At 62.7% G+C, this 20,449-nt stretch carries 13 protein-coding genes; 11 read left to right on the top strand and 2 right to left on the bottom strand.

Going from position 1 to position 20,449, the window contains the following annotated elements; all coding sequences use genetic code 11:
- Window positions 1-6: 6 nt before the first annotated feature.
- The 10 genes from PP4_RS11350 (at window position 7) to PP4_RS11395 (ending at window position 17,441) form a co-directional block, all read left to right on the top strand.
- Complete coding sequence (locus tag PP4_RS11350) at window positions 7-1,032, top strand: Ldh family oxidoreductase (protein ID WP_016499316.1); 1,026 nt, start codon at window positions 7-9, stop codon at window positions 1,030-1,032.
- 225 nt (window positions 1,033-1,257) lie between these two features.
- Window positions 1,258-2,454, top strand: a complete 1,197-nt coding sequence (locus PP4_RS11355) for an amino acid aminotransferase (protein ID WP_016499317.1) — start codon at window positions 1,258-1,260, stop codon at window positions 2,452-2,454.
- A gap of 207 nt (window positions 2,455-2,661) precedes the next feature.
- The gene (locus PP4_RS27490; protein ID WP_231859017.1) at window positions 2,662-3,561 is read left to right on the top strand and encodes an RHS repeat-associated core domain-containing protein; all 900 of its coding nucleotides are present in this window, start codon (window positions 2,662-2,664) and stop codon (window positions 3,559-3,561) included.
- 254 nt (window positions 3,562-3,815) lie between these two features.
- Complete coding sequence (locus PP4_RS11365) at window positions 3,816-5,096, top strand: serine/threonine transporter (RefSeq protein WP_016499319.1); 1,281 nt, start codon at window positions 3,816-3,818, stop codon at window positions 5,094-5,096.
- 167 nt (window positions 5,097-5,263) lie between these two features.
- Window positions 5,264-5,764, top strand: a complete 501-nt coding sequence (gene tpx / locus PP4_RS11370) for a thiol peroxidase (RefSeq protein WP_016499320.1) — start codon at window positions 5,264-5,266, stop codon at window positions 5,762-5,764.
- Between the two features lie 341 nt (window positions 5,765-6,105).
- The gene (locus PP4_RS11375) at window positions 6,106-7,413 is read left to right on the top strand and encodes an MdtA/MuxA family multidrug efflux RND transporter periplasmic adaptor subunit (RefSeq protein WP_016499321.1); all 1,308 of its coding nucleotides are present in this window, start codon (window positions 6,106-6,108) and stop codon (window positions 7,411-7,413) included.
- On the top strand, window positions 7,410-10,508 hold the full coding sequence (locus PP4_RS11380) for an MdtB/MuxB family multidrug efflux RND transporter permease subunit (protein WP_016499322.1): 3,099 nt from the start codon (window positions 7,410-7,412) through the stop codon (window positions 10,506-10,508). Before PP4_RS11375 ends, PP4_RS11380 begins: the two co-directional genes overlap by 4 nt.
- Window positions 10,505-13,612, top strand: coding sequence for an efflux RND transporter permease subunit (locus PP4_RS11385; protein ID WP_016499323.1), 3,108 nt, complete (start codon window positions 10,505-10,507; stop codon window positions 13,610-13,612). The genes PP4_RS11380 and PP4_RS11385 overlap by 4 nt, the downstream gene beginning before the upstream one ends.
- Entirely contained in the window at window positions 13,609-15,099 is a 1,491-nt protein-coding gene (locus PP4_RS11390; RefSeq protein WP_016499324.1) for an efflux transporter outer membrane subunit, read from the top strand. The genes PP4_RS11385 and PP4_RS11390 overlap by 4 nt, the downstream gene beginning before the upstream one ends.
- A gap of 254 nt (window positions 15,100-15,353) precedes the next feature.
- Complete coding sequence (locus PP4_RS11395) at window positions 15,354-17,441, top strand: putative bifunctional diguanylate cyclase/phosphodiesterase (protein WP_016499325.1); 2,088 nt, start codon at window positions 15,354-15,356, stop codon at window positions 17,439-17,441.
- Here PP4_RS11395 and PP4_RS11400 read toward each other — a convergent pair.
- Entirely contained in the window at window positions 17,438-17,698 is a 261-nt protein-coding gene (locus tag PP4_RS11400; protein ID WP_016499326.1) for a DUF1652 domain-containing protein, read from the bottom strand. The two genes, PP4_RS11395 and PP4_RS11400, sit on opposite strands and share 4 nt — an antisense overlap.
- A 275-nt stretch (window positions 17,699-17,973) precedes the next feature.
- Entirely contained in the window at window positions 17,974-18,621 is a 648-nt protein-coding gene (locus tag PP4_RS11405; RefSeq protein WP_016499327.1) for a DUF1345 domain-containing protein, read from the bottom strand.
- A 182-nt stretch (window positions 18,622-18,803) separates the two neighbouring features.
- On the opposite strand from PP4_RS11405, the gene pgm reads away from it, so the two are divergent.
- Entirely contained in the window at window positions 18,804-20,441 is a 1,638-nt protein-coding gene (gene pgm / locus PP4_RS11410; RefSeq protein WP_016499328.1) for a phosphoglucomutase (alpha-D-glucose-1,6-bisphosphate-dependent), read from the top strand.
- Window positions 20,442-20,449: the final 8 nt, after the last annotated feature.

The raw sequence follows: 20,449 nt of genomic DNA on the forward strand, positions 1-20,449 counted from the left end.
CTTCAGATGTCCGCACCTTCCACCAGCACCGTCGTGCGTATGCCTTTTACCGAGCTGCAGGGTCTGTTGCAGGCCATTTTTCAGCGCCATGACTGCAGCGAGAGCGTGGCCCGGGTGCTGGCTTACAACTGCGCCAGCGCCCAGCGCGATGGTGCTCACAGCCACGGCGTATTCCGTATGCCTGGCTACGTCTCGACGTTGGCCAGCGGTTGGGTCGATGGCCAGGCCACACCGAAGGTCAGCGACGTAGCGGCCGGTTATGTACGTGTCGATGCAGCGGGCGGCTTTGCCCAGCCGGCGTTGGCAGCGGCCCGTGAGCTGTTGGTAGCCAAAGCGCGCAACGCGGGTATTGCCGTGCTGGCGATCCACAACTCGCACCACTTCGCCGCGCTGTGGCCGGATGTAGAACCGTTCGCCGACGAGGGCCTGGTGGCACTGAGCGTGGTCAACAGCATGACCTGCGTGGTGCCGCATGGCGCACGCAAGCCCCTGTTCGGTACCAACCCCATCGCTTTTGCGGCGCCGTGTGCCGAACACGATCCGATCGTTTTCGACATGGCCACCAGCGCCATGGCCCACGGTGACGTGCAGATTGCCGCGCGTGCCGGCCAGCAACTGCCGGAAGGCATGGGCGTGGACGCCAATGGCGAACCGACCACCGACCCCTTGGCCATTCTCGAAGGCGGCGCCTTGCTGCCGTTTGGCGGGCACAAGGGTTCGGCGTTGTCGATGATGGTCGAGTTGCTGGCGGCGGCGCTGACCGGGGGTAATTTCTCTTGGGAATTCGACTGGTCGGGCCACCCGGGGGCGAAGACACCCTGGACCGGGCAGCTGCTTATCGTCATCGACCCCGGCAAGGCAGAAGGCGAGCAATTTGCCCAGCGCAGCCGCGAACTGGTGGAGCAGATGCAGGCGGTGGGCCTGACGCGTATGCCGGGTGAGCGGCGCTATCGTGAGCGCGAGGTGGCCGAGGAGGAGGGGGTGGCGCTAACCGAGCAGGAGCTGCAGGGGCTGAAAGCGCTGCTTGGCTGACCCGGCCTCTTCGCGGGTAAACCCGCTCCCACAGGTACTGCACAGGTTCCAAGGGCAGTGGTACCCGTGTGGGAGCGGGTTTACCCGCGAAGAATCCAGCACAAATCCCAAGCCATGCAATGTTGCATAGACAACCTTGCACAATAGTGGATGTTCCTGAGCGCACACTCCGGGTATGCTCAGGTCTGCCTTTTCGAACTGTCCTGATCCAAGGAGCTGCACGCTGTGTTCAAACATGTCGATGCCTATGCCGGCGACCCGATCCTCTCGCTGATGGAAACCTTCAAGGCCGACCCGCGCGCCGACAAGGTCAACCTGAGTATCGGCCTGTATTACGATGAGGCTGGCGTAGTACCGCAACTGGCGGCTGTGGATGCGGTGGAAAAACGCATTGCCGGCCAGGACCACGAAGCGTCCCTTTACCTGCCGATGGAAGGCCTGGCCAGCTACCGCCAGGCCATCCAGGCGCTGCTGTTCGGTGCCGATCACCCGGCCGTGACCGGCGGTCGCGTGGCCACTGTGCAGACTGTGGGTGGCTCCGGCGCCCTGAAAGTCGGTGCCGACTTCCTCAAGCGCTACTTCCCGCAGGCCGAAGTCTGGGTCAGCAACCCGACCTGGGACAACCACCGCGCCATCTTCGAAGGCGCCGGCTTCAAGGTGCACACCTACCCGTATTTTGACCAGGCCACCCGTGGCGTGGACTTCGACGGCATGCTGGCTACCCTGCAGACCCTGCCGGCCAACAGCGTGGTACTGCTGCACCCGTGCTGCCATAACCCCACCGGTGCCGACCTTACGCAAAACCAGTGGCAACAAGTGGTCGAAGTGGTCAAGGCACGCCAGCTGATCCCGTTCCTCGACATCGCCTACCAAGGCTTCGCCGAAGGCCTGGTGGAAGACGCCTACGCCATCCGCGAAATGGCCCGCGCCGGTGTACCGTGCCTGGTCAGCAACTCGTTCTCGAAGATCTTCTCGCTGTACGGCGAGCGGGTAGGGGGGCTGTCGGTGGTCTGCGACGATGACGCCACTGCCCAGAGCGTGCTGGGCCAGCTCAAGGCAACCGTGCGCCGCAACTACTCCAGCCCGCCCAATTTTGGCGCCCAGCTGGTTGCAGGCGTGCTCAGCGATGCAGCCCTCAATGCCCAGTGGGCCGAGGAAGTCGAAGTGATGCGCAAGCGTATCCTCGACATGCGTCAGGCGCTGGTCGATGCCCTGGCCGTGCTGCTGCCAGGCCAGGACTTCCAGTTCTTCCTGCGCCAGCGTGGCATGTTCAGCTACACCGGCTTCAGCGTCGAGCAAGTGCGCCGCCTGCGTGACGAGTTTGGCGTGTACCTGATCGACAGTGGCCGCGTGTGCATGTCCGGTCTGCGCCCGGCCAACCTGCAACAGGTTGCCGAAGCGTTCGCTGCTGTTCAGAAATAATGCCGTACGGGGCGCCCCGCGCCCCTTTCTCTACGCAAAAGCGCTCCCAGAAAACGCCCCTCTTGCATCTTCCTGCATAGATAAAAATCGCTGTCCTCGGATAGGTTCGCATGGTCCCGTGTACCTGTTAGTTCTGCCAGTTGTGGCCTGAGTGTGATCTGCCAATACTAGTGCAGCAGTAAATGAACTCAGGTGCGAGGGCTAAGAGTGAAGCTATTCTATTGCGCAGGAAAAGTGCATAGCCTGAAGTCGGAGGATGGCGTTCGGCAGGTCATTCGCCATGATAGAGAAGTGCTGGTAGAGCGGGGCGCTAGTAGCTACATGACCTGGGGGGATAAGCAGGCTTCAGTTTTTGGGGGCATGGGGCCAGTCGGGGTTCATGGAAAAAGCTATACCGTCTACGGCGTTCATGAATTTGCTGCTGAAACAGTCGGCCTCATCGGCTTTTCAGGGTATTACTTCGACGCATTGTCCACTTGTTATCTGCTGGGCAACGGTTATCGTAGCTACAGCCCGAGGATGATGCGTTTCTTGTCACCCGATAGCCTGAGCCCGTTTGATTTAGGAGGTCTGAACGCTTATGGCTATTGTTCCGGAGACCCGATTAATCGTGTAGATGATAATGGCCGATTCTGGGGCTGGGCATTGAGCGTGAAAGTTGTAAGTTTCAAGGTTCGTAGAAGTAACAGGTTTGAGGTCAGGAGACAAATTACGTCTGCTGGGGGGGAGTGGGGGGAGGTCAAGGTTGCCAAGCTTGATCAAGGCTTTAAAGTAGAGTTTGATAAGGCGCCCATAAATAAACTAAGCGTTGATGATATGGCTCCTATTAAGTCGTTCGTTCTGTATCGATCTATGCAAAATGCTAAGCGTGCCTATATAGCCGGGGCCGTATATAGGTTAGATGTTCCGCGAAAGGGCATGTTTGAAATGCAGTATGATAAAGTAAATGAAATGGTCAGAAAGTTACGCGAAACCGGAAGCCGTGCAGAGTACCAGCGTGCCCACACAGCGAACATGGCGAAAATAGATTATTGGATGGCGGAAATGAAAAAAAATCGCGATGCGGAGGCTATTCGGCTAGGCGGCCTTCTGAAGCAACCTGAGTAGATTTGCTGGACAAGATGTGTGACCACCCATGTGTGGTGCCGCTGCAACACTACTGCTCCTTGAGCGCGACCGTGCCAACTTGGGCCGCTGGTGCCACCCTTGTCATGACAAGTGCAACCGCCCCTCGGAAAAGGGCTTCGCAAGTGCAACCTTTCCGTGCACAATCGCGCCCCTCTTTTCCGGTTGAGTTGGGCGAAGGCACTGTTTCGCCATTCTCAGCCTGTTACAGTCTTGCGAGTGGAGCTTCACCCGGAATGAATGAGCAGGCCCCAAGCGTTGAACAACGCTTTGTAGAATCGACCCCCGCCACTCTCGGCAGCTGGGCGCGTCACGACACCACCTGGATGCTGGGCCTGTTCGGCACGGCCATTGGCGCCGGGACCCTGTTCCTGCCGATCAACGCCGGGCTTGGCGGTTTCTGGCCGCTGCTGATCCTGGCTGTACTGGCCTTCCCAATGACCTACTTCGCCCACCGCGGGTTGACCCGCTTCGTGCTCTCCGGGCGCAATGGTGGCGACATCACCGAAGTGGTCAAAGAGCACTTCGGCAGTAACGCCGGTGCCGCGATCACCGTGCTCTACTTCTTCGCGATCTTCCCCATCCTGCTTATCTATAGCGTGGCACTGACCAACACCGTGTCCAGCTTCATCGAGCACCAGTTGCACATGCAGCCGCCGCCGCGTGTGATCCTGTCGTTCGTACTGATCCTCGGCCTGCTGGCCATCGTGCGCTGTGGCGAGCAGGCCACTGTCAAGGTCATGAGCCTGCTGGTGTACCCGTTCATCGTCGCCCTGGCCCTGCTGGGCCTGTACCTGGTGCCGCATTGGACCGGTGGCATCCTCGACAGCGCCACTCAGGTGCCGCCGGCCTCGGCCTTCCTGCACACCCTGTGGCTGGCCATTCCGGTAATGGTGTTCTCGTTCAACCACTCGCCGATCATTTCGGCCTTCGCCGTCGACCAGAAACGCCGCTACGGCGAGCATGCCGACGAGCGTAGCGGCCAGATCCTGCGCCGTGCCCACCTGCTGATGGTGGTGATGGTGCTGTTCTTCGTGTTCAGCTGCGTGCTCACCCTGGGCAGCGCCCAACTGGCCGAAGCCAAGGCACAGAACCTGTCGATCCTGTCGTACCTGGCCAACCACTTCAGCAACCCGACCATCGAGTTCGCTGCGCCGCTGATCGCCTTCGTGGCCATCGCCAAGTCGTTCCTGGGCCATTACATCGGTGCCAGTGAAGGCCTCAAGGGTATTATCGCCAAGACCGGTGCACGCCCGGGTGCCAAAACCCTGGACCGCGTGGTAGCCGCGTTGATGCTGGTGGTGTGCTGGATCGTTGCCACCCTCAACCCGAGCATCCTCGGCATGATCGAATCGCTCGGCGGCCCGATCCTTGCGGTGCTGTTGTTCCTGATGCCGATGTACGCCATCCACCGTGTACCGTCGATGCGCAAGTACAGCGGTGCAGCCTCCAACGTGTTCGTTGTAGTGGTCGGCCTGGTTGCGTTGACCTCGGTGGTGTACGGCCTGCTGGGCTGATTCGCTGCCTGAAATAAAGAATGCCCGGGTCGCTTGTCGCAACCTGGGCATTTTTTTGTCCACAAAAATTGTCCGGCAATAGAACAATTTCACCTGCCCCCATAGGCACCCGGCCGCCTTCATGCTTAACTCAGTGTCCTTTTCAAACCCAGCATAAGGATTTCGTCATGGCTCAAGTGACTCTCAAAGGCGGCCCGGTTCAGGTCAACGGCGAACTGCCGAAAATCGGCGCCCAGGCTCCGGCATTCTCCCTGGTCGGTGAAGGCCTGGCTGACAAGTCGCTGAAGGACTACGCCGGCAAGCGCAAGGTGCTGAACATCTTCCCGAGCGTTGACACCCCAACCTGCGCCACCTCCGTGCGCAAGTTCAACGCCCAGGCCAACGATGTGGCCAACACCGTGGTGCTGTGCATCTCCGCCGACCTGCCGTTTGCCCAAGCACGCTTCTGCGGTGCCGAAGGCCTGGAAAACGTGAAGAACCTGTCGACCCTGCGTGGCCGCGAGTTCCTCGAAAACTACGGCGTTGCCATCGCCGACGGCCCGCTGGCCGGCCTGGCTGCCCGTGCCGTGGTGGTGCTGGATGAAAACGACAAAGTGCTGCACAGCGAACTGGTTGGCGAAATTGCTGACGAGCCGAACTACGATGCAGCGCTGGCAGTACTGAAGTAAGGGTTGCGGGGCAGGGCGGCTGAGTCCTGTGGTAGCCTCTTCGCGGGTGAACCCGCTCCCACAGGTAAAGCACAGCTTTTGACATCTGTGCGGTACCTGTGGGAGCGGGTTCACCCGCGAAAGGGCCCGCCCAGGCAACCGAAACCTTTCAGCCCGCCACTACTCCAAGCAACACCCTGAAACGGCCCGGAACGCTTTCCGGGCCGTTTTCATTTAAAGTTCAGCGTCTTGGCAACGTCAGCCAAAGGTAAACCTCTGGTAAAGGCCCTTTGCTAAAACGATGCCATTGCTTATCGTTCACCCTCCCCAAGCCGCCATTCCGAACAAGGTTCGTTCAACCCATGCAAGTGTCCAATTCCCGTTCCCCCCGTCGCTGGCTCGTCGGCCTGCTGATCCTGCTGCTGGTGGCTGCCCTGGCCTGGTGGCTGTGGCCTGCAGCAACGCCTGCGCATAAAGAAGCCGGCGGCGGCGGGCGCGGTGGCAAGGGCATGGGCATGATGGGCGGCCGCCCGGGCTTCGGCGGCTCCAGCGAAGCGGTGCCGGTGCGCGTCGAACCGGTACGCGTGGGTGACTTCCCCCTGTATTACAAAGCCCTGGGCACAGTCACTGCCACCAACACGGTCAATGTGCGCAGCCGTGTGGCTGGCGAACTGGTGAAGATCCACTTCAAGGAAGGCCAGCAGGTCAAGGCCGGCGACCTGCTCGCCGAAATCGACCCGCGCTCGTACCGCATCGCCCTGCAGCAGGCCGAAGGTACGCTGGCGCAAAACCAGGCGCAGCTTAAGAACGCCCAGGTGGATGTAGCCCGCTATAAAGGCCTGTACGCCGAAGACAGTATCGCCAAGCAAACCCTCGACACCGCCGAAGCGCAGGTGGCGCAGTTCCAGGGGCTGGTCAAGACCAACCAGGCACAGGTCAACGACGCCCGGCTGAACCTCGACTTCACCCAGATCCGTGCGCCGATCAACGGCCGCGTGGGCCTGCGTCAGCTGGACCTGGGCAACCTCGTTGCGGCCAACGACACCACGGCACTGGTGGTGATTACCCAGACCGAGCCGATCAACGTCGCCTTCACCCTGCCGGAAACCGAGCTGAGCACCGTGCTGGAACGCTACCGCAGCGGCGCCAGCCTGCCGGTCGAGGCCTGGGACCGCAGTGACAGCAAGCTGCAGTCCACAGGCGTGCTGGGTAGCATCGACAACCAGATCGACATTACGACCGGTACGCTCAAGTTCAAGGGCCGCTTCGAGAACAAGGACCTCGCCCTGTTCCCCAACCAGTTCGTCAACGTGCGCCTGCTGGCCGATACCCTCAAGCAGGTGATCATGGCCCCGGCAGCGGCCATCCAGTTTGGTAACGACGGTACCTTTGCCTATGTGGTAAACGCTGAAAATACGGTGAACGTGCGCAAGATCAGGGTCGGCGCCAGCGATGGCGAGAACAGCGTCATCCTCGAAGGCCTGAAGGCGGGTGACCGCCTGGTGCTGGAAGGCACCGACCGCCTGCGCGAAGGCACCAAGGTGGAAGTGGTCGAAGACAGCTCGCAAGTACCGACCACCCCAGGCCAGCACCTGCAAGGCCAGGAAGCCAAAGGTTCGGCGCACACTGAAGCGCAGCCTGGCAACGCAGCAGGCAAGGCGGGCGCATGAACCTCTCGCGTCTGTTCATCCTGCGGCCGGTCGCCACCACGCTGAGCATGCTGGCCATCGTCCTGGCCGGCCTGATCGCCTACAAGCTGCTGCCGGTTTCCGCTTTACCGCAGGTGGATTACCCGACCATCCGCGTCATGACGCTGTACCCCGGTGCCAGCCCGCAGGTGATGACCAGCGCGGTCACCGCTCCGCTCGAGCGCCAGTTCGGCCAGATGCCGGGCCTGAGCCAGATGGCCTCGACCAGCTCCGGCGGGGCGTCGGTGCTGACCCTGCGTTTCAACCTCGACATGAACATGGACGTTGCCGAGCAACAGGTGCAGGCCGCGATCAACGCCGCCAGTAACTTGCTGCCCAGCGACCTGCCGGCACCGCCGGTGTACAACAAGGTCAACCCGGCCGACACCCCGGTGCTGACCCTGGCCATTTCCAGCAAGACCATGCCGCTGCCCAAGCTCAACGACCTGGTCGATACGCGTGTGGCGCAAAAGCTCGCGCAGATCAGCGGCGTGGGCATGGTCAGCATTGCCGGCGGCCAGCGCCAGGCGGTACGCATCAAGGTCAACGTCGACGCCCTGGCGGCCAATGGCCTGAACCTGGATGACGTGCGTACGCTGATCGGTGCCTCGAACGTGAACCAGCCCAAGGGCAATTTCGATGGCCCCACCCGGGTGTCGATGCTCGATGCCAATGACCAGCTGCGTTCCCCCGAGGAATACGCCAACCTGATCCTGGCCTACACCAACGGTGCGCCGTTGCGTCTGAAAGACGTGGCCGAAATCGTCGATGGTGCAGAAAACGAGCGCCTGGCCGCCTGGGCCAACGAAAACCACGCGGTGCTGCTGAACATCCAGCGCCAGCCAGGCGCCAACGTCATCGAAGTGGTCGACCGCATCAAGGAACTGTTGCCGTCGATCACCGACAACCTGCCGGCGGGCCTCGATGTGTCGGTGCTGACCGACCGCACCCAGACCATTCGCGCCGCAGTCAAGGACGTACAGCATGAACTGCTGATCGCCATCGTCCTGGTGGTAATGGTCACCTTCGTATTCCTGCGCCGTTTCAGCGCCACCCTCATTCCGTCGATTGCCGTGCCATTGTCGCTGATCGGCACGTTCGGCGTGATGTACCTGGCGGGTTTCTCGGTGAACAACCTGACGCTGATGGCCCTGACCATTGCCACCGGGTTTGTGGTCGACGACGCCATCGTCATGCTGGAGAACATCTCCCGGCACATCGAAGAGGGCGAGACGCCCATGCAGGCGGCGCTCAAGGGTGCCCGGCAGATCGGCTTCACCCTGATTTCGCTAACCTTCTCGCTGATTGCAGTACTGATCCCGCTGCTGTTCATGGCTGACGTGGTCGGCCGCCTGTTCCGCGAGTTCGCCATCACCCTGGCGGTGGCCATCCTGATTTCCCTGGTGGTGTCGCTGACCCTGACGCCGATGATGTGCGCGCGCCTGCTCAAGCGCGAGCCCAAGGAAGAAGAACAAGGCCGCTTTTACCGCGCCAGCGGCGCCTGGATCGACTGGCTGATCAAACATTACGGCAACGCCCTGCAGTGGGTACTCAAGCACCAGCCGCTGACCCTGCTGGTAGCCGTGGCCAGCCTGGTACTGACCGTCTTCCTGTACATGGTGGTACCCAAGGGCTTCTTCCCGGTGCAGGACACAGGGGTGATCCAGGGCATTTCCGAAGCACCGCAGTCCACTTCGTTTGCCGCCATGAGCGAGCGCCAGCAGGCCCTGAGCAAGGTGATCCTGCAGGACCCTGCCGTGCAGAGCCTGTCATCCTACATTGGCGTCGATGGCGACAACGCCACGCTCAACAGCGGCCGCCTGCTGATCAACCTCAAGCCACACGGCGAACGCGATGTCACCGCCACTGAAGTGATCAGCCGCTTGCAGCCGCAACTTGACCGGCTGGTGGGCATCCGCCTGTTCATGCAACCGGTGCAGGACCTGAGCATCGAAGACCGGGTCAGCCGTACCCAGTACCAGTTCAGCCTGTCATCGCCGGACGCCGACCTGCTTTCGCAGTGGAGCGGCAAACTGGTGCAGGCGCTGCAGCAGCGCCCGGAACTGGCCGACGTGGCCAGTGACCTGCAGGACAAGGGCCTGCAGGTGTACCTGGTGATCGACCGTGACATGGCCAGCCGCCTGGGCATCAACGTGGCGCAGATCACCAACGCCCTGTACGACGCCTTCGGCCAGCGGCAGATCTCGACCATCTACACCCAGGCCAGCCAGTACCGCGTGGTGTTGCAGTCGAAGGACGCGGCAGTCATCGGCCCACAGGCGCTGGAGTCGATCCACGTCAAGGCCGCCGATGGCGGCCAGGTAAGGCTGTCGGCACTGGCGCGCATCGAGCAGCGCCAGGCCCAACTGGCCATTTCCCACATCGGCCAGTTCCCGGCGGTGACCCTGTCGTTCAACCTTGGCCACGGTGCATCGCTGGGCGAGGCGGTGCAGGTGATCGAGCAGGTGCAGAAAGACATCGGCATGCCGCTGGGGGTACAAACCCGCTTCCAGGGCGCGGCGGAGGCTTTCCAGGCGTCACTGTCGAGCACCTTGCTGCTGATTCTGGCGGCGGTGGTGACCATGTACATCGTGCTGGGCGTGCTGTACGAAAGCTACATCCACCCGGTGACCATCCTCTCGACCCTGCCGTCGGCGGCGGTGGGGGCCTTGCTGGCCTTGCTCATCAGCGGCAACGACCTGGGCATGATCGCCATCATCGGCATCATCCTGCTGATCGGCATCGTCAAGAAGAACGCGATCATGATGATCGACTTTGCCCTTGAGGCCGAGCGCCATCAGGGCATGAGCCCGCGCGATGCGATTTACCAGGCGGCGCTGCTGCGCTTCCGGCCGATCCTGATGACCACCCTGGCCGCGCTGTTTGGTGCCGTGCCGCTGATGCTCGCCACCGGTTCCGGGGCCGAGCTGCGCCAGCCGCTGGGCCTGGTGATGGTCGGCGGGTTGCTGGTCAGCCAGGTGCTGACGCTGTTCACCACGCCGGTCATCTACCTGTACTTCGACCGCTTGGCCCGCCGCTGGCGCCCGGCCACTGACGTGAAGAAGGCCGAGGCATGAACCTGTCTGGTCCTTTCATCCGTCGCCCTGTAGCGACCATGCTGCTGAGCCTGGCGATCATGCTGCTGGGCGGAGTCAGCTTCGGTCTCTTGCCTGTGTCACCGCTGCCGCAGATGGACTTCCCCGTAATCGTGGTGTCGGCCAACTTGTCCGGCGCCAGCCCGGAGGTCATGGCCTCCACCGTGGCCACGCCACTGGAGCGCAAGCTGGGCAGCATCGCCGGCGTGACCACATTGACCAGCAGCTCCAACCAGGGCTCCACGCGGGTCATCATCGGCTTCGAGATGGGCCGCGACATCGACGGCGCGGCGCGCGAGGTGCAGGCAGCGATCAACGCCACCCGTAACCTGCTGCCCAGCGGCATGCGCAGCATGCCCACCTACAAGAAGATCAACCCGTCGCAAGCACCGATCATGGTGCTGTCGCTGACGTCGGACGTGCTGCAGAAAGGCCAGCTGTACGACCTGGCCGACACTATCCTGTCGCAGAGCCTGGCCCAGGTATCGGGGGTAGGGGAGGTGCAGATCGGCGGCAGTTCGCTGCCGGCGGTGCGCATTGCCGTCGAGCCGCAATTGCTCAACCAGTACGGCGTGTCGCTGGACGATGTGCGTACTGCCGTGTCCAACGCCAACCAGCGCCGGCCCATGGGCTTTGTCGAGGATGCCGAGCGTAACTGGCAGGTGAGGGCCAACGACCAGCTGGAAAGCGCCCAGGATTACGAGCCGGTGGTGATCCGGCAGCAGAGCGGCACCATCCTGCGCCTGTCCGACGTGGCCACCATTACCGATGGCGTGGAAAACCGCTACAACAGCGGTTTCTTCAATGACCAGAGCGCGGTGCTGCTGGTGGTCAACCGCCAGACCGGTGCCAACATCATCGAAACGGTCGACCAGATCAAGGCGCAGTTGCCAGCGCTGCAGTCGTTGCTGCCAGCCAATGTGCAACTGAACGTGGCAATGGACCGCTCGCCGGTGATCAAGGCCACCCTGAAGGAGGCCGAACACACCCTGCTGATCGCTGTGGTGCTGGTGATCCTGGTGGTGTACCTGTTCCTCGGCAGCCTGCGCGCCTCACTCATCCCCAGCCTGGCAGTGCCAGTGTCGCTGGTGGGGACTTTCGCGGTCATGTACCTGTGCGGCTTCTCGCTCAACAACCTGTCGCTGATGGCCTTGATCCTTGCCACTGGCCTGGTGGTGGACGACGCCATCGTGGTGCTGGAGAACATCTCGCGGCACATCGAGGACGGCCAGCCGCCGATGAAGGCGGCCTTCCTGGGGGCCAAGGAAGTGGGCTTCACATTGCTGTCGATGAACGTGTCGCTGGTGGCGGTATTCGTCTCCATCCTGTTCATGGGCGGCATCGTGCGCAACCTGTTCCAGGAGTTCTCGATCACACTGGCGGCGGCGATCATCGTGTCGCTGGTGGTATCGCTGACCCTCACGCCGATGCTGTGCGCGCGCTGGCTCAAGCCACACCAGGCCGAGCCGACTCGCGTGCAGCGCTGGAGCGACAAGGTGCACCAGCGCATGGTCAACGCCTATGACCGCAGCCTGGGTTGGGTCTTGCGCCACAAGGGCCTGACCCTGCTCAGCCTGCTGGCGACCATTGCTATCAACATCGCCCTGTATGTGGTGGTGCCCAAGACGCTGATGCCGCAGCAGGACACTGGCCAGCTGATGGGCTTTATCCGCGGTGATGACGGCCTGTCGTTCAGCGTGATGCAGCCGAAAATGGAGATCTACCGGCGCGCCTTGCTGGCCGACCCGGCAGTGCAGAGCGTTGCCGGTTTCATCGGTGGCAACAGCGGCACCAACAATGCCATGGTGCTGGTGCGCCTGAAGCCGATCAGCGAGCGCAAGATCGATGCGCAGAAGGTGATCGAGCGCCTGCGCAAGGAAATGCCCAAAGTGCCCGGAGGTCGGCTGTTCCTGATGGCCGACCAGGACCTTCAACTGGGTGGCGGCGGGCGTGACCAGAGCTCGTCGCAGTACCTGTATACCCTGCAGAGCGGCGACCTGGCGGCATTGCGCCAGTGGTTCCCCAAGGTGGTTGCGGCGCTGCGTGCACTGCCGGAGCTGACCGCCATCGACGCCCGTGACGGCTCCGGTACCCAGCAGGTGACGCTGGTGGTCGACCGTGACCAGGCCAAGCGCCTGGGCATCGACATGGACATGGTGACCACGGTCCTTAACAACGCCTACAGCCAGCGTCAGATCTCCACCATCTACGACAGCCTCAACCAGTACCAGGTGGTGCTGGAGATCAACCCCAAATACGCCTGGGACCCGAGCACGCTGGAGCAGGTGCAAGTGATTACCGCCGACGGCGCTCGCGTGCCGCTGTCGACCATCGCCCGCTACGAGAACAGCCTGGCCAACGACCGGGTCAGCCACGAAGGCCAGTTCGCCTCGGAAGACATCGCCTTCGACGTCGCCGAAGGCTACAGCCCCGACCAGGCCATGGCGGCGCTGGAACGTGCGGTGGCCAAACTTGGCTTGCCCGAAGAGGTAATTGCCAAGCTGGGTGGTACGGCCGATGCCTTCGCCAAGACCCAGCAGGGCCAGCCGTTCATGATCCTTGGCGCACTGCTGCTGGTGTATCTGGTGCTGGGCATTCTTTATGAAAGCTATATCCACCCGCTGACCATTCTCTCGACACTGCCTTCGGCAGGCGTTGGTGCCTTGCTGACGTTGTACGTCACCGGTGGCGAATTCAGCTTGATCTCGCTGTTGGGGTTGTTCCTGCTGATCGGTGTGGTGAAGAAGAACGCCATTTTGATGATCGACCTGGCCTTGCAGCTGGAGCGCCATCAGCGCATGTCGCCGGAAGAGTCGATCCGCCGTGCCTGCCTGCTGCGCCTGCGACCGATCCTGATGACCACCCTGGCCGCCATCCTTGGCGCCTTGCCGCTGCTGCTGAGCCATGCCGAAGGCGCGGAAATGCGCCAGCCGCTGGGCCTGACCATCATCGGTGGCCTGGTGTTCAGCCAGGTCCTCACCCTTTACACGACGCCGGTTGTCTACCTGTACCTGGACCGCCTGCGCCACCGTTTCAACCGTTGGCGCGGCGTGCGCACCGACGCCGCCCTGGAAACCCCGCTATGACTTTTGCCCAGACCCCACTTCACCGTGCGCTGCAAGCGCTGACCCGTGGGCGTGGCTCGCGCCTGCTCGGCGCCGGGTTGTGCGTGGCCTTGCTCAGTGCCTGTACCCTGAGCCCGGACTACCACCGCCCCGAGCTGAACAGCCCGGCGGCGCAGTTCAAACACGCCGAAGGCTGGAGCCAGGCCACGCCATCCGATGCCATCGCCCGCGGCGCCTGGTGGGAAATCTACGGCGATACCGGGCTGAATGCGTTGGTCGAGGAGCTTAACCGCAGCAACCAGACCGTGGCGCAATCAGAAGCGCAGTACCGCCAGGCCCAGGCGCTGGTGCGCAGCAGCCGTGCGGCGCTGTTCCCCAGCCTGGACCTGAGTGCCAGCAAGAACCGCTCGGCGCAGGGTACCGGCAGCTCCAGTTCCAGCTTGTCCAACAACAGCAGCGGCATCCGCAATACCTACAACGCCCAGCTCGGTGTCAGCTGGGAAATCGACCTGTGGGGCAAGTTGCGCGAAACCATGAATGCCAACGAGGCCAGTGCCGAAGCCAGCCTCGCCGACCTCGCTTCGATCCGCTTGAGCCAGCAATCGGAGCTTGTGCAGAACTACCTGCAATTGCGGGTCATCGATGAGCAGAAGCGTTTGCTGGAAGCCACCGTGGCGGCCTATGAGCGCTCGTTGCGGATGACCGAAAACCAGTACCGCGCTGGTGTCTCTGGCCCGGATGCCGTCGCCCAGGCGCGTACCCAGCTGAAGAGCACCCAGGCTGATTTGATCGACCTGATCTGGCAGCGTGCGCAGTTCGAGAACGCCATCGCCGTGCTGCTGGGCAAGACCCCGGCCGATTTTGCCCTGGCTGACAGCAAGGCCATTCCGGCATTGCCGCAAATTCCGGTTTCGCTGCCGTCGCAGCTGCTGGAGCGTCGGCCGGACATCGCTGCTGCCGAACGCAACGTGATGGCGGCCAACGCCAATATCGGTGTGTCGCGGGCCGCGTACTTCCCCGACCTCAGCCTGAGCATGAGTGGTGGTTATTCCAGCAGCAGCTTCAGCAACTGGATCGAACTGCCCAACCGCTACTGGTCGGTAGGCCCGCAGCTGGCGCTGACCCTGTTCGACGCCGGCAAGCGCAGCGCCGAGGTGGACCGTACGGTGGCGGTGTATGACCAGACCGTGGCGCAGTATCGCCAGACCGTGCTGGATGGCTTCAAGGAAGTGGAAAACCTGTTGGTGCAGTTGAAGGTGTATGGCGATGAAGCCGTGGTTCGCCAGGAGGCGCTGGACGCTGCCCGCGAGTCGCTGCGCCTGACCGAGAACCAGTACCGCGCGGGGCTGATTGGCTACCTGGATGTCGTCAACGTACAGACCACGGCGCTGAGCAACGAGCGCAGCGTGTTGAACCTGCTGCAAGGGCGCCTGGTGGCCAGTGTGCAACTGGTGGCCGCGCTGGGCGGCGGCTGGGATGCAGAGCAGGCGTTTGCCGAGCAGGACTGAAGTGAACGCACGCTTTTGTGGGAGCGGCCTTGTGTCGCGAAGCGGCCCCAGATTATCAGCACAAACATCAATATTGCCGGTGCTGCTTCGCAGCCCTTTCGCGACACAAGGCCGCTCCCACAAAGTACGCCGCAGATCTGCTTAGGGCTCGCATTGGATCCATTCCCATTCGCAAAAACCCCGTGCGTTTCGCCTAAGCTTGAGTACAATCGTCAGCTTTTGCCGGGCCCCCTGTCCCGTCGCTGGAATTCCCAATGCTGACCGGTAGCTACTCCTCTTCGCTGGTGTTGATTTCGCTGTGCGTGGCGATTCTGGCGTCCTATACCGCCCTTGACCTGACCGGCCGTATTGCCACGGCCAAGGGGCGGGCGTCGTATTTGTGGATGGGAGGCGGCGCGCTGGCCATGGGCATCGGCGTGTGGTCGATGCACTTCATCGGCATGCTCGCGTTCAGCCTGCCCATCGACCTGGGCTATGACCTGGCCCTTACCGCGTTCTCGCTGCTGATCGCCGTCCTGTCCTCGGGTTTTGCCCTGTGGCTGGTGAGTCAGCCGAGCTTGCCGTGCCTGCAACTGGGTTTTGGCGCGCTGATCATGGGCGCCGGTATTGCCTGCATGCACTACACCGGCATGGCTGCGCTGCGCATGTTGCCGGGCATCGACTACGACCCGGCGCTGTTCGGGGCCTCGCTGCTGATCGCCGTGGGCGCCTCGGCAGCGGCGTTGTGGATCGCCTTCCGTCTGCGCCGGCACACCCCCTATGTGCGGCAGATCCGTGGCCTGGCGGCGGTGGTGATGGGCATCGCCATCGTTGGCATGCACTACACCGGCATGGCGGCGGCGAATTTCCCCGAGGGCAGCTTCTGCGGTGCTCTGGGCGGCGGGCTGCAGGGCGACGGCCTGGTCTATCTGGTGCTGATCACCACCCTGGCGGTGCTGGCGGTGGCCTTGCTGACCTCGGTGCTGGATGCCCGCCTGGAGGCGCGCACTGCCGAGCTGGCCCGTTCGCTGACACTGGCCAACCAGGAACTGACCCAGCTGGCCCTGCACGACACCCTTACCGACCTGCCCAACCGTACCCTGCTGGCCGACCGCATCGAGCAGGCCATCGCCAAGGTGGCGGAGCAGGGTGGCTGTTTTGCCCTGATGTTCATCGACCTGGACGGCTTCAAGCCGGTCAACGATGCCTTTGGCCATCATATCGGTGACCTGCTGCTCAAGGCCGTGGCGTCCCGCCTGCGCGGCCACCTGCACAGCCAGGACACCCTCGCGCGTATCGGCGGCGACGAATTCGTGCTGCTGGTAGAGCTGCAGGAGCCTGACGATGCCATGGACGTGGCGGTCAAGCAGGTGAACCTGGTGTCACGGCCATTCCGCGTGGCCGAGCATGACTTGCAGCTGTCGGCGAGCCTGGGCATTGTCCTGTATCCCGGCAACGGCCAGGACCAGCACGAGCTGCTGCGCAATGCCGATGCCGCCATGTACCACGCCAAAAGCGCTGGCAAGAACGGCTACAGTTTCTTTGATGTGTCGATGAACAGCAACGCACGCCAGCAACTGCAACTGCTGCAGGACCTGCGCCAGGCCCTGGAGCAACGCCAGTTCCGCTTGCATTACCAGCCCAAGTTCGACGCCCAGGCCTGCCTGCCGATCGGTGCCGAGGCGTTGTTGCGCTGGGAGCACCCGCAGCACGGCCTGTTGCTGCCCGACCGCTTCATCGGTCTGGCGGAAAAGACCGGCCTGATCATCCCGATCGGTGAGTGGGTGCTTGACGAAGCCTGCCGGCAGATGCGGCATTGGCTGGATCAGGGGCACCAAGGCTGGCGCATGGCGGTGAACCTGTCGGCCATCCAGTTCTGCCATGCCGGGCTGGTCGAGAGCGTGGCCCGGGCCTTGAGGGAGAACGGGCTGCCGGCCAACTGCCTGACCCTGGAAATTACCGAAACCACTGCCATGCACGACGCCAATGCCAGCCTGACCGTGCTGCAACGCCTGTCCGACATGGGCGTGGACCTGTCCATCGATGATTTTGGCACCGGCTACTCCAGCCTGATGTACCTCAAGCGCCTGCCGGCCAATGAGCTGAAAATCGACCGTGGCTTCGTGCGAGACCTGGAGCAGGACAGTGACGATGCAGCGATTGTTTCGGCAATCGTCGCATTGGGCCAGGCGCTGGGCCTGCGCATCGTTGCCGAAGGGGTGGAGACCGACAAGCAGCAAGACTTCCTGACCCGTCTGGGTTGTGATTCGCTGCAAGGTTACCTGCTGGGGCAGCCGGTACCAGCCGAGCAATTCATGGGCAAGTTACAGGCCTTGCACCAGGAGAAGAGCGCCTTGGTCTAGACAGCGTTGCGCAAGGTGAAGGCGGGGATGAAAGCGTCCATTTCCGCTTCGACGGCTTCGATGATGCGCTCTACATCAGCTGCGGCCATGATTGCCGCACACGGGATGCCGGCGATGGCCATCAGGGTTTCGCCGGTGGCGCGGTCGAACAGCCGCGCGATCATGCTGCGCGGCGCATCCATGGTGGCTTCGAAACCCAATGGGTGGAAATGCCAGCGCATCACCTGGCAGGCGTTGGGGAACGTCATCTTGTTCATGCCTGCCTCCTTGGTCCGTGCCTGGACATGGTCAACACCCCGCCACACACGTGGTGGCTGCCGGGAATGTAAAGATAGCAGCTGTCACGAGCGATTCTCGGCTGCCAACATGACAAATGTGCCAATCCATGACAGCGGTCACATCCGGGTCACCATGCCGATGTGACGGCGGCTTCCAGGCAAACGTTTTCCTGGCACGATCGCGCCGGTTAGCCTGTCCAATCAAGTAGATCTCACGGCTTGTTGGTGAAGTGTTTTTCGGACGAGCGGCGCAGTCACCCAAGCAGCCCCGCAGCAATGTTGATGGTGAATCCCAAAATCGCCGTATTGAACACAAAACCCACCAGCGAATGTGCCAGCACCACCCGGCGCAGTTGCCTGCCCGCAACGCCTACGTCGGAGGTTTGCACGGCCACGCTGATGGTGAACGAGAAGTAGTGAAAGTCCCAATAGTCCGGGTTGCGCTCGCCGTCGGCGAAACGCAACGGTGGTTCATGGTTGTGCCCGGTATAGAACAGGCGGGCGTAATGCAGGCTGAAGATGCAGCCGATCAACAGCCAGGAGCCGGCCACGGTCAGGCCGGTGTAGAGGTAGTGCAGGGCCAGTGCCGTGCCCTGCAGGCCTTTGCTGGACACCAGTTGCAGGGTGACCGCAGCGAGGCTGGCGATGGCCGCGATGCACACGGTGAACAAGACCATGCCTGCGTTTTCGTCTTCGACGCGGGCAACCTTGCGGACCTTTTCCGGGCTGGCGTCCCAGGTGAGGTACAGCACCAGCAGCAGGTACAGCCATACGCCAAGGTTCCAGCCGGCGAGGATGTGCTGCACGGTGTCACCGGCGGGGATCAGCCAGGCGCCGACAAGGCCGACTGCGGCGGCGAAACTCAGGCGGGGGTGGGTTCGGGTCAGGCGGTGGAAAGCCATGGGGCCTCATTTACTGGGGGTGTGGCTACTACTCTAGACGGTTGCGGCCGGAGTACTGGTTTACACGGTCTTTGTGGGCGCGTTGCCTGCGGTTTTCTTTGATGTCGCCCATCGCACGGCATTGCAACTCTCAGTACACTGCATGCTCAAACACCAACATCCGTTGAACTCGAGGTTTTTGCATGACGCTCAGTCCTTTGGCAGGCAAGCCGGCTCCGGCCAGCGTGCTGGTCGATATTCCCCGACTGCTCACCGCCTACTACACCGGCCGCCCCGACGCTGCCGTGGCGGCCCAGCGGGTGGCCTTCGGCACCTCGGGGCACCGGGGCACTTCGCTTGAATTGAGTTTCAACGAATACCACGTGCTGGCCATTACCCAGGCCATCTGCCTGTACCGCCAGGAAAAGGGCATCGATGGCCCGCTGTTCATCGGCGCCGACACCCACGCGCTGTCGGCACCGGCCACTGCCAGCGCCCTGGAAGTGCTGGCTGCCAATGGCGTGCAGGTAATGCTGTCCAAGGACGACGAATACACGCCCACGCCGGCCGTGTCCCATGCCATCCTCTGCCATAACCGTGGCCGCAAGCAGGGCCTGGCCGACGGCATCGTCATCACCCCATCGCACAACCCGCCGCAAAGCGGTGGGTTCAAGTACAACCCGCCCAATGGCGGCCCTGCAGACAGCGACGTGACCAAATGGGTCGAGGCCAAGGCCAACGAGTTGCTGGCAGCGAACCTGGCGGGCGTCAAGCGCATGGACCATGCCCAGGCGCTGCAGGCGCCGACCACCCACCGCCACGACTACGTGAGCAGCTACGTGGCGGACCTGGAAAACGTGATCGACTTCGACGTCATCCGCAGCGCCAAGCTGCGCCTGGGCGTCGACCCGTTGGGCGGGGCAGGGGTGCGATACTGGTCGGCCATTGCCGAGCACTACAAGCTGGACCTGGAAGTGGTGAACACCGAGGTGGACCCGACCTTCCGCTTCATGACTGTCGACTGGGACGGCCAGATCCGCATGGACCCTTCCTCGCCGTATGCCATGCAAGGCCTGATCGGCCTGCGCGAGCGCTTCGACGTGGCTTTTGCCTGCGACCCGGACCACGACCGCCACGGCATCGTCACCTCCGACGGCCTGCTGGCGCCGAACAACTACCTGGCCGTCGCGATCGACTACCTGTTCCGCCACCGCCCGCAATGGCGCACTGACGCCGCGGTGGGCAAGACCGTGGTGTCCAGCGGCCTGATCGACCGCGTCACCCAGCGCCTGGGCCGTGAGCTGTACGAAGTGCCGGTGGGCTTCAAGTACTTTGCCCAAGGGTTGTTCGACGGCTCGCTTGGCTTTGGCGGCGAAGAGAGCGCCGGTGCGTCGTTCCTGCGCCGTGATGGTTCGGTCTGGGCGACCGACAAGGATGGGTTGATCCCGGCCTTGCTGGCCGCCGAGATGACCGCCCGCACCGGGCGCAACCCGAGCCAGGCCTATGCCGACCTGACTGACGCGCTGGGCAAGCCGTTCGCCACCCGCGTCGAGGCCAAGGCCGATGCGCGGCAGAAGGCGTTGTTGAGCAAGCTGGCGCCGGAACAGGTGAAATCGACCGAACTGGCGGGTGAGCCGATCGTGCAGATCCTCAGCCACGCACCGGGCAATGGCCAGGCGATTGGCGGGCTGAAGGTGATGACCGCCAATGGCTGGTTCGCCGCGCGGCCGTCGGGCACCGAGGACATCTACAAGATCTACGCCGAAAGCTTCATCGACGAGGCGCACCTGCAGCGCCTGGTGCAGGAAGCGCAGGTGCTGGTGGATGCGGCGATTGCCTGACCGGTAAC

The sequence above is a fragment of the Pseudomonas putida NBRC 14164 genome (genome assembly GCF_000412675.1).
GTDB classification, from domain to species: Bacteria; Pseudomonadota; Gammaproteobacteria; order Pseudomonadales; family Pseudomonadaceae; genus Aquipseudomonas; species Aquipseudomonas putida.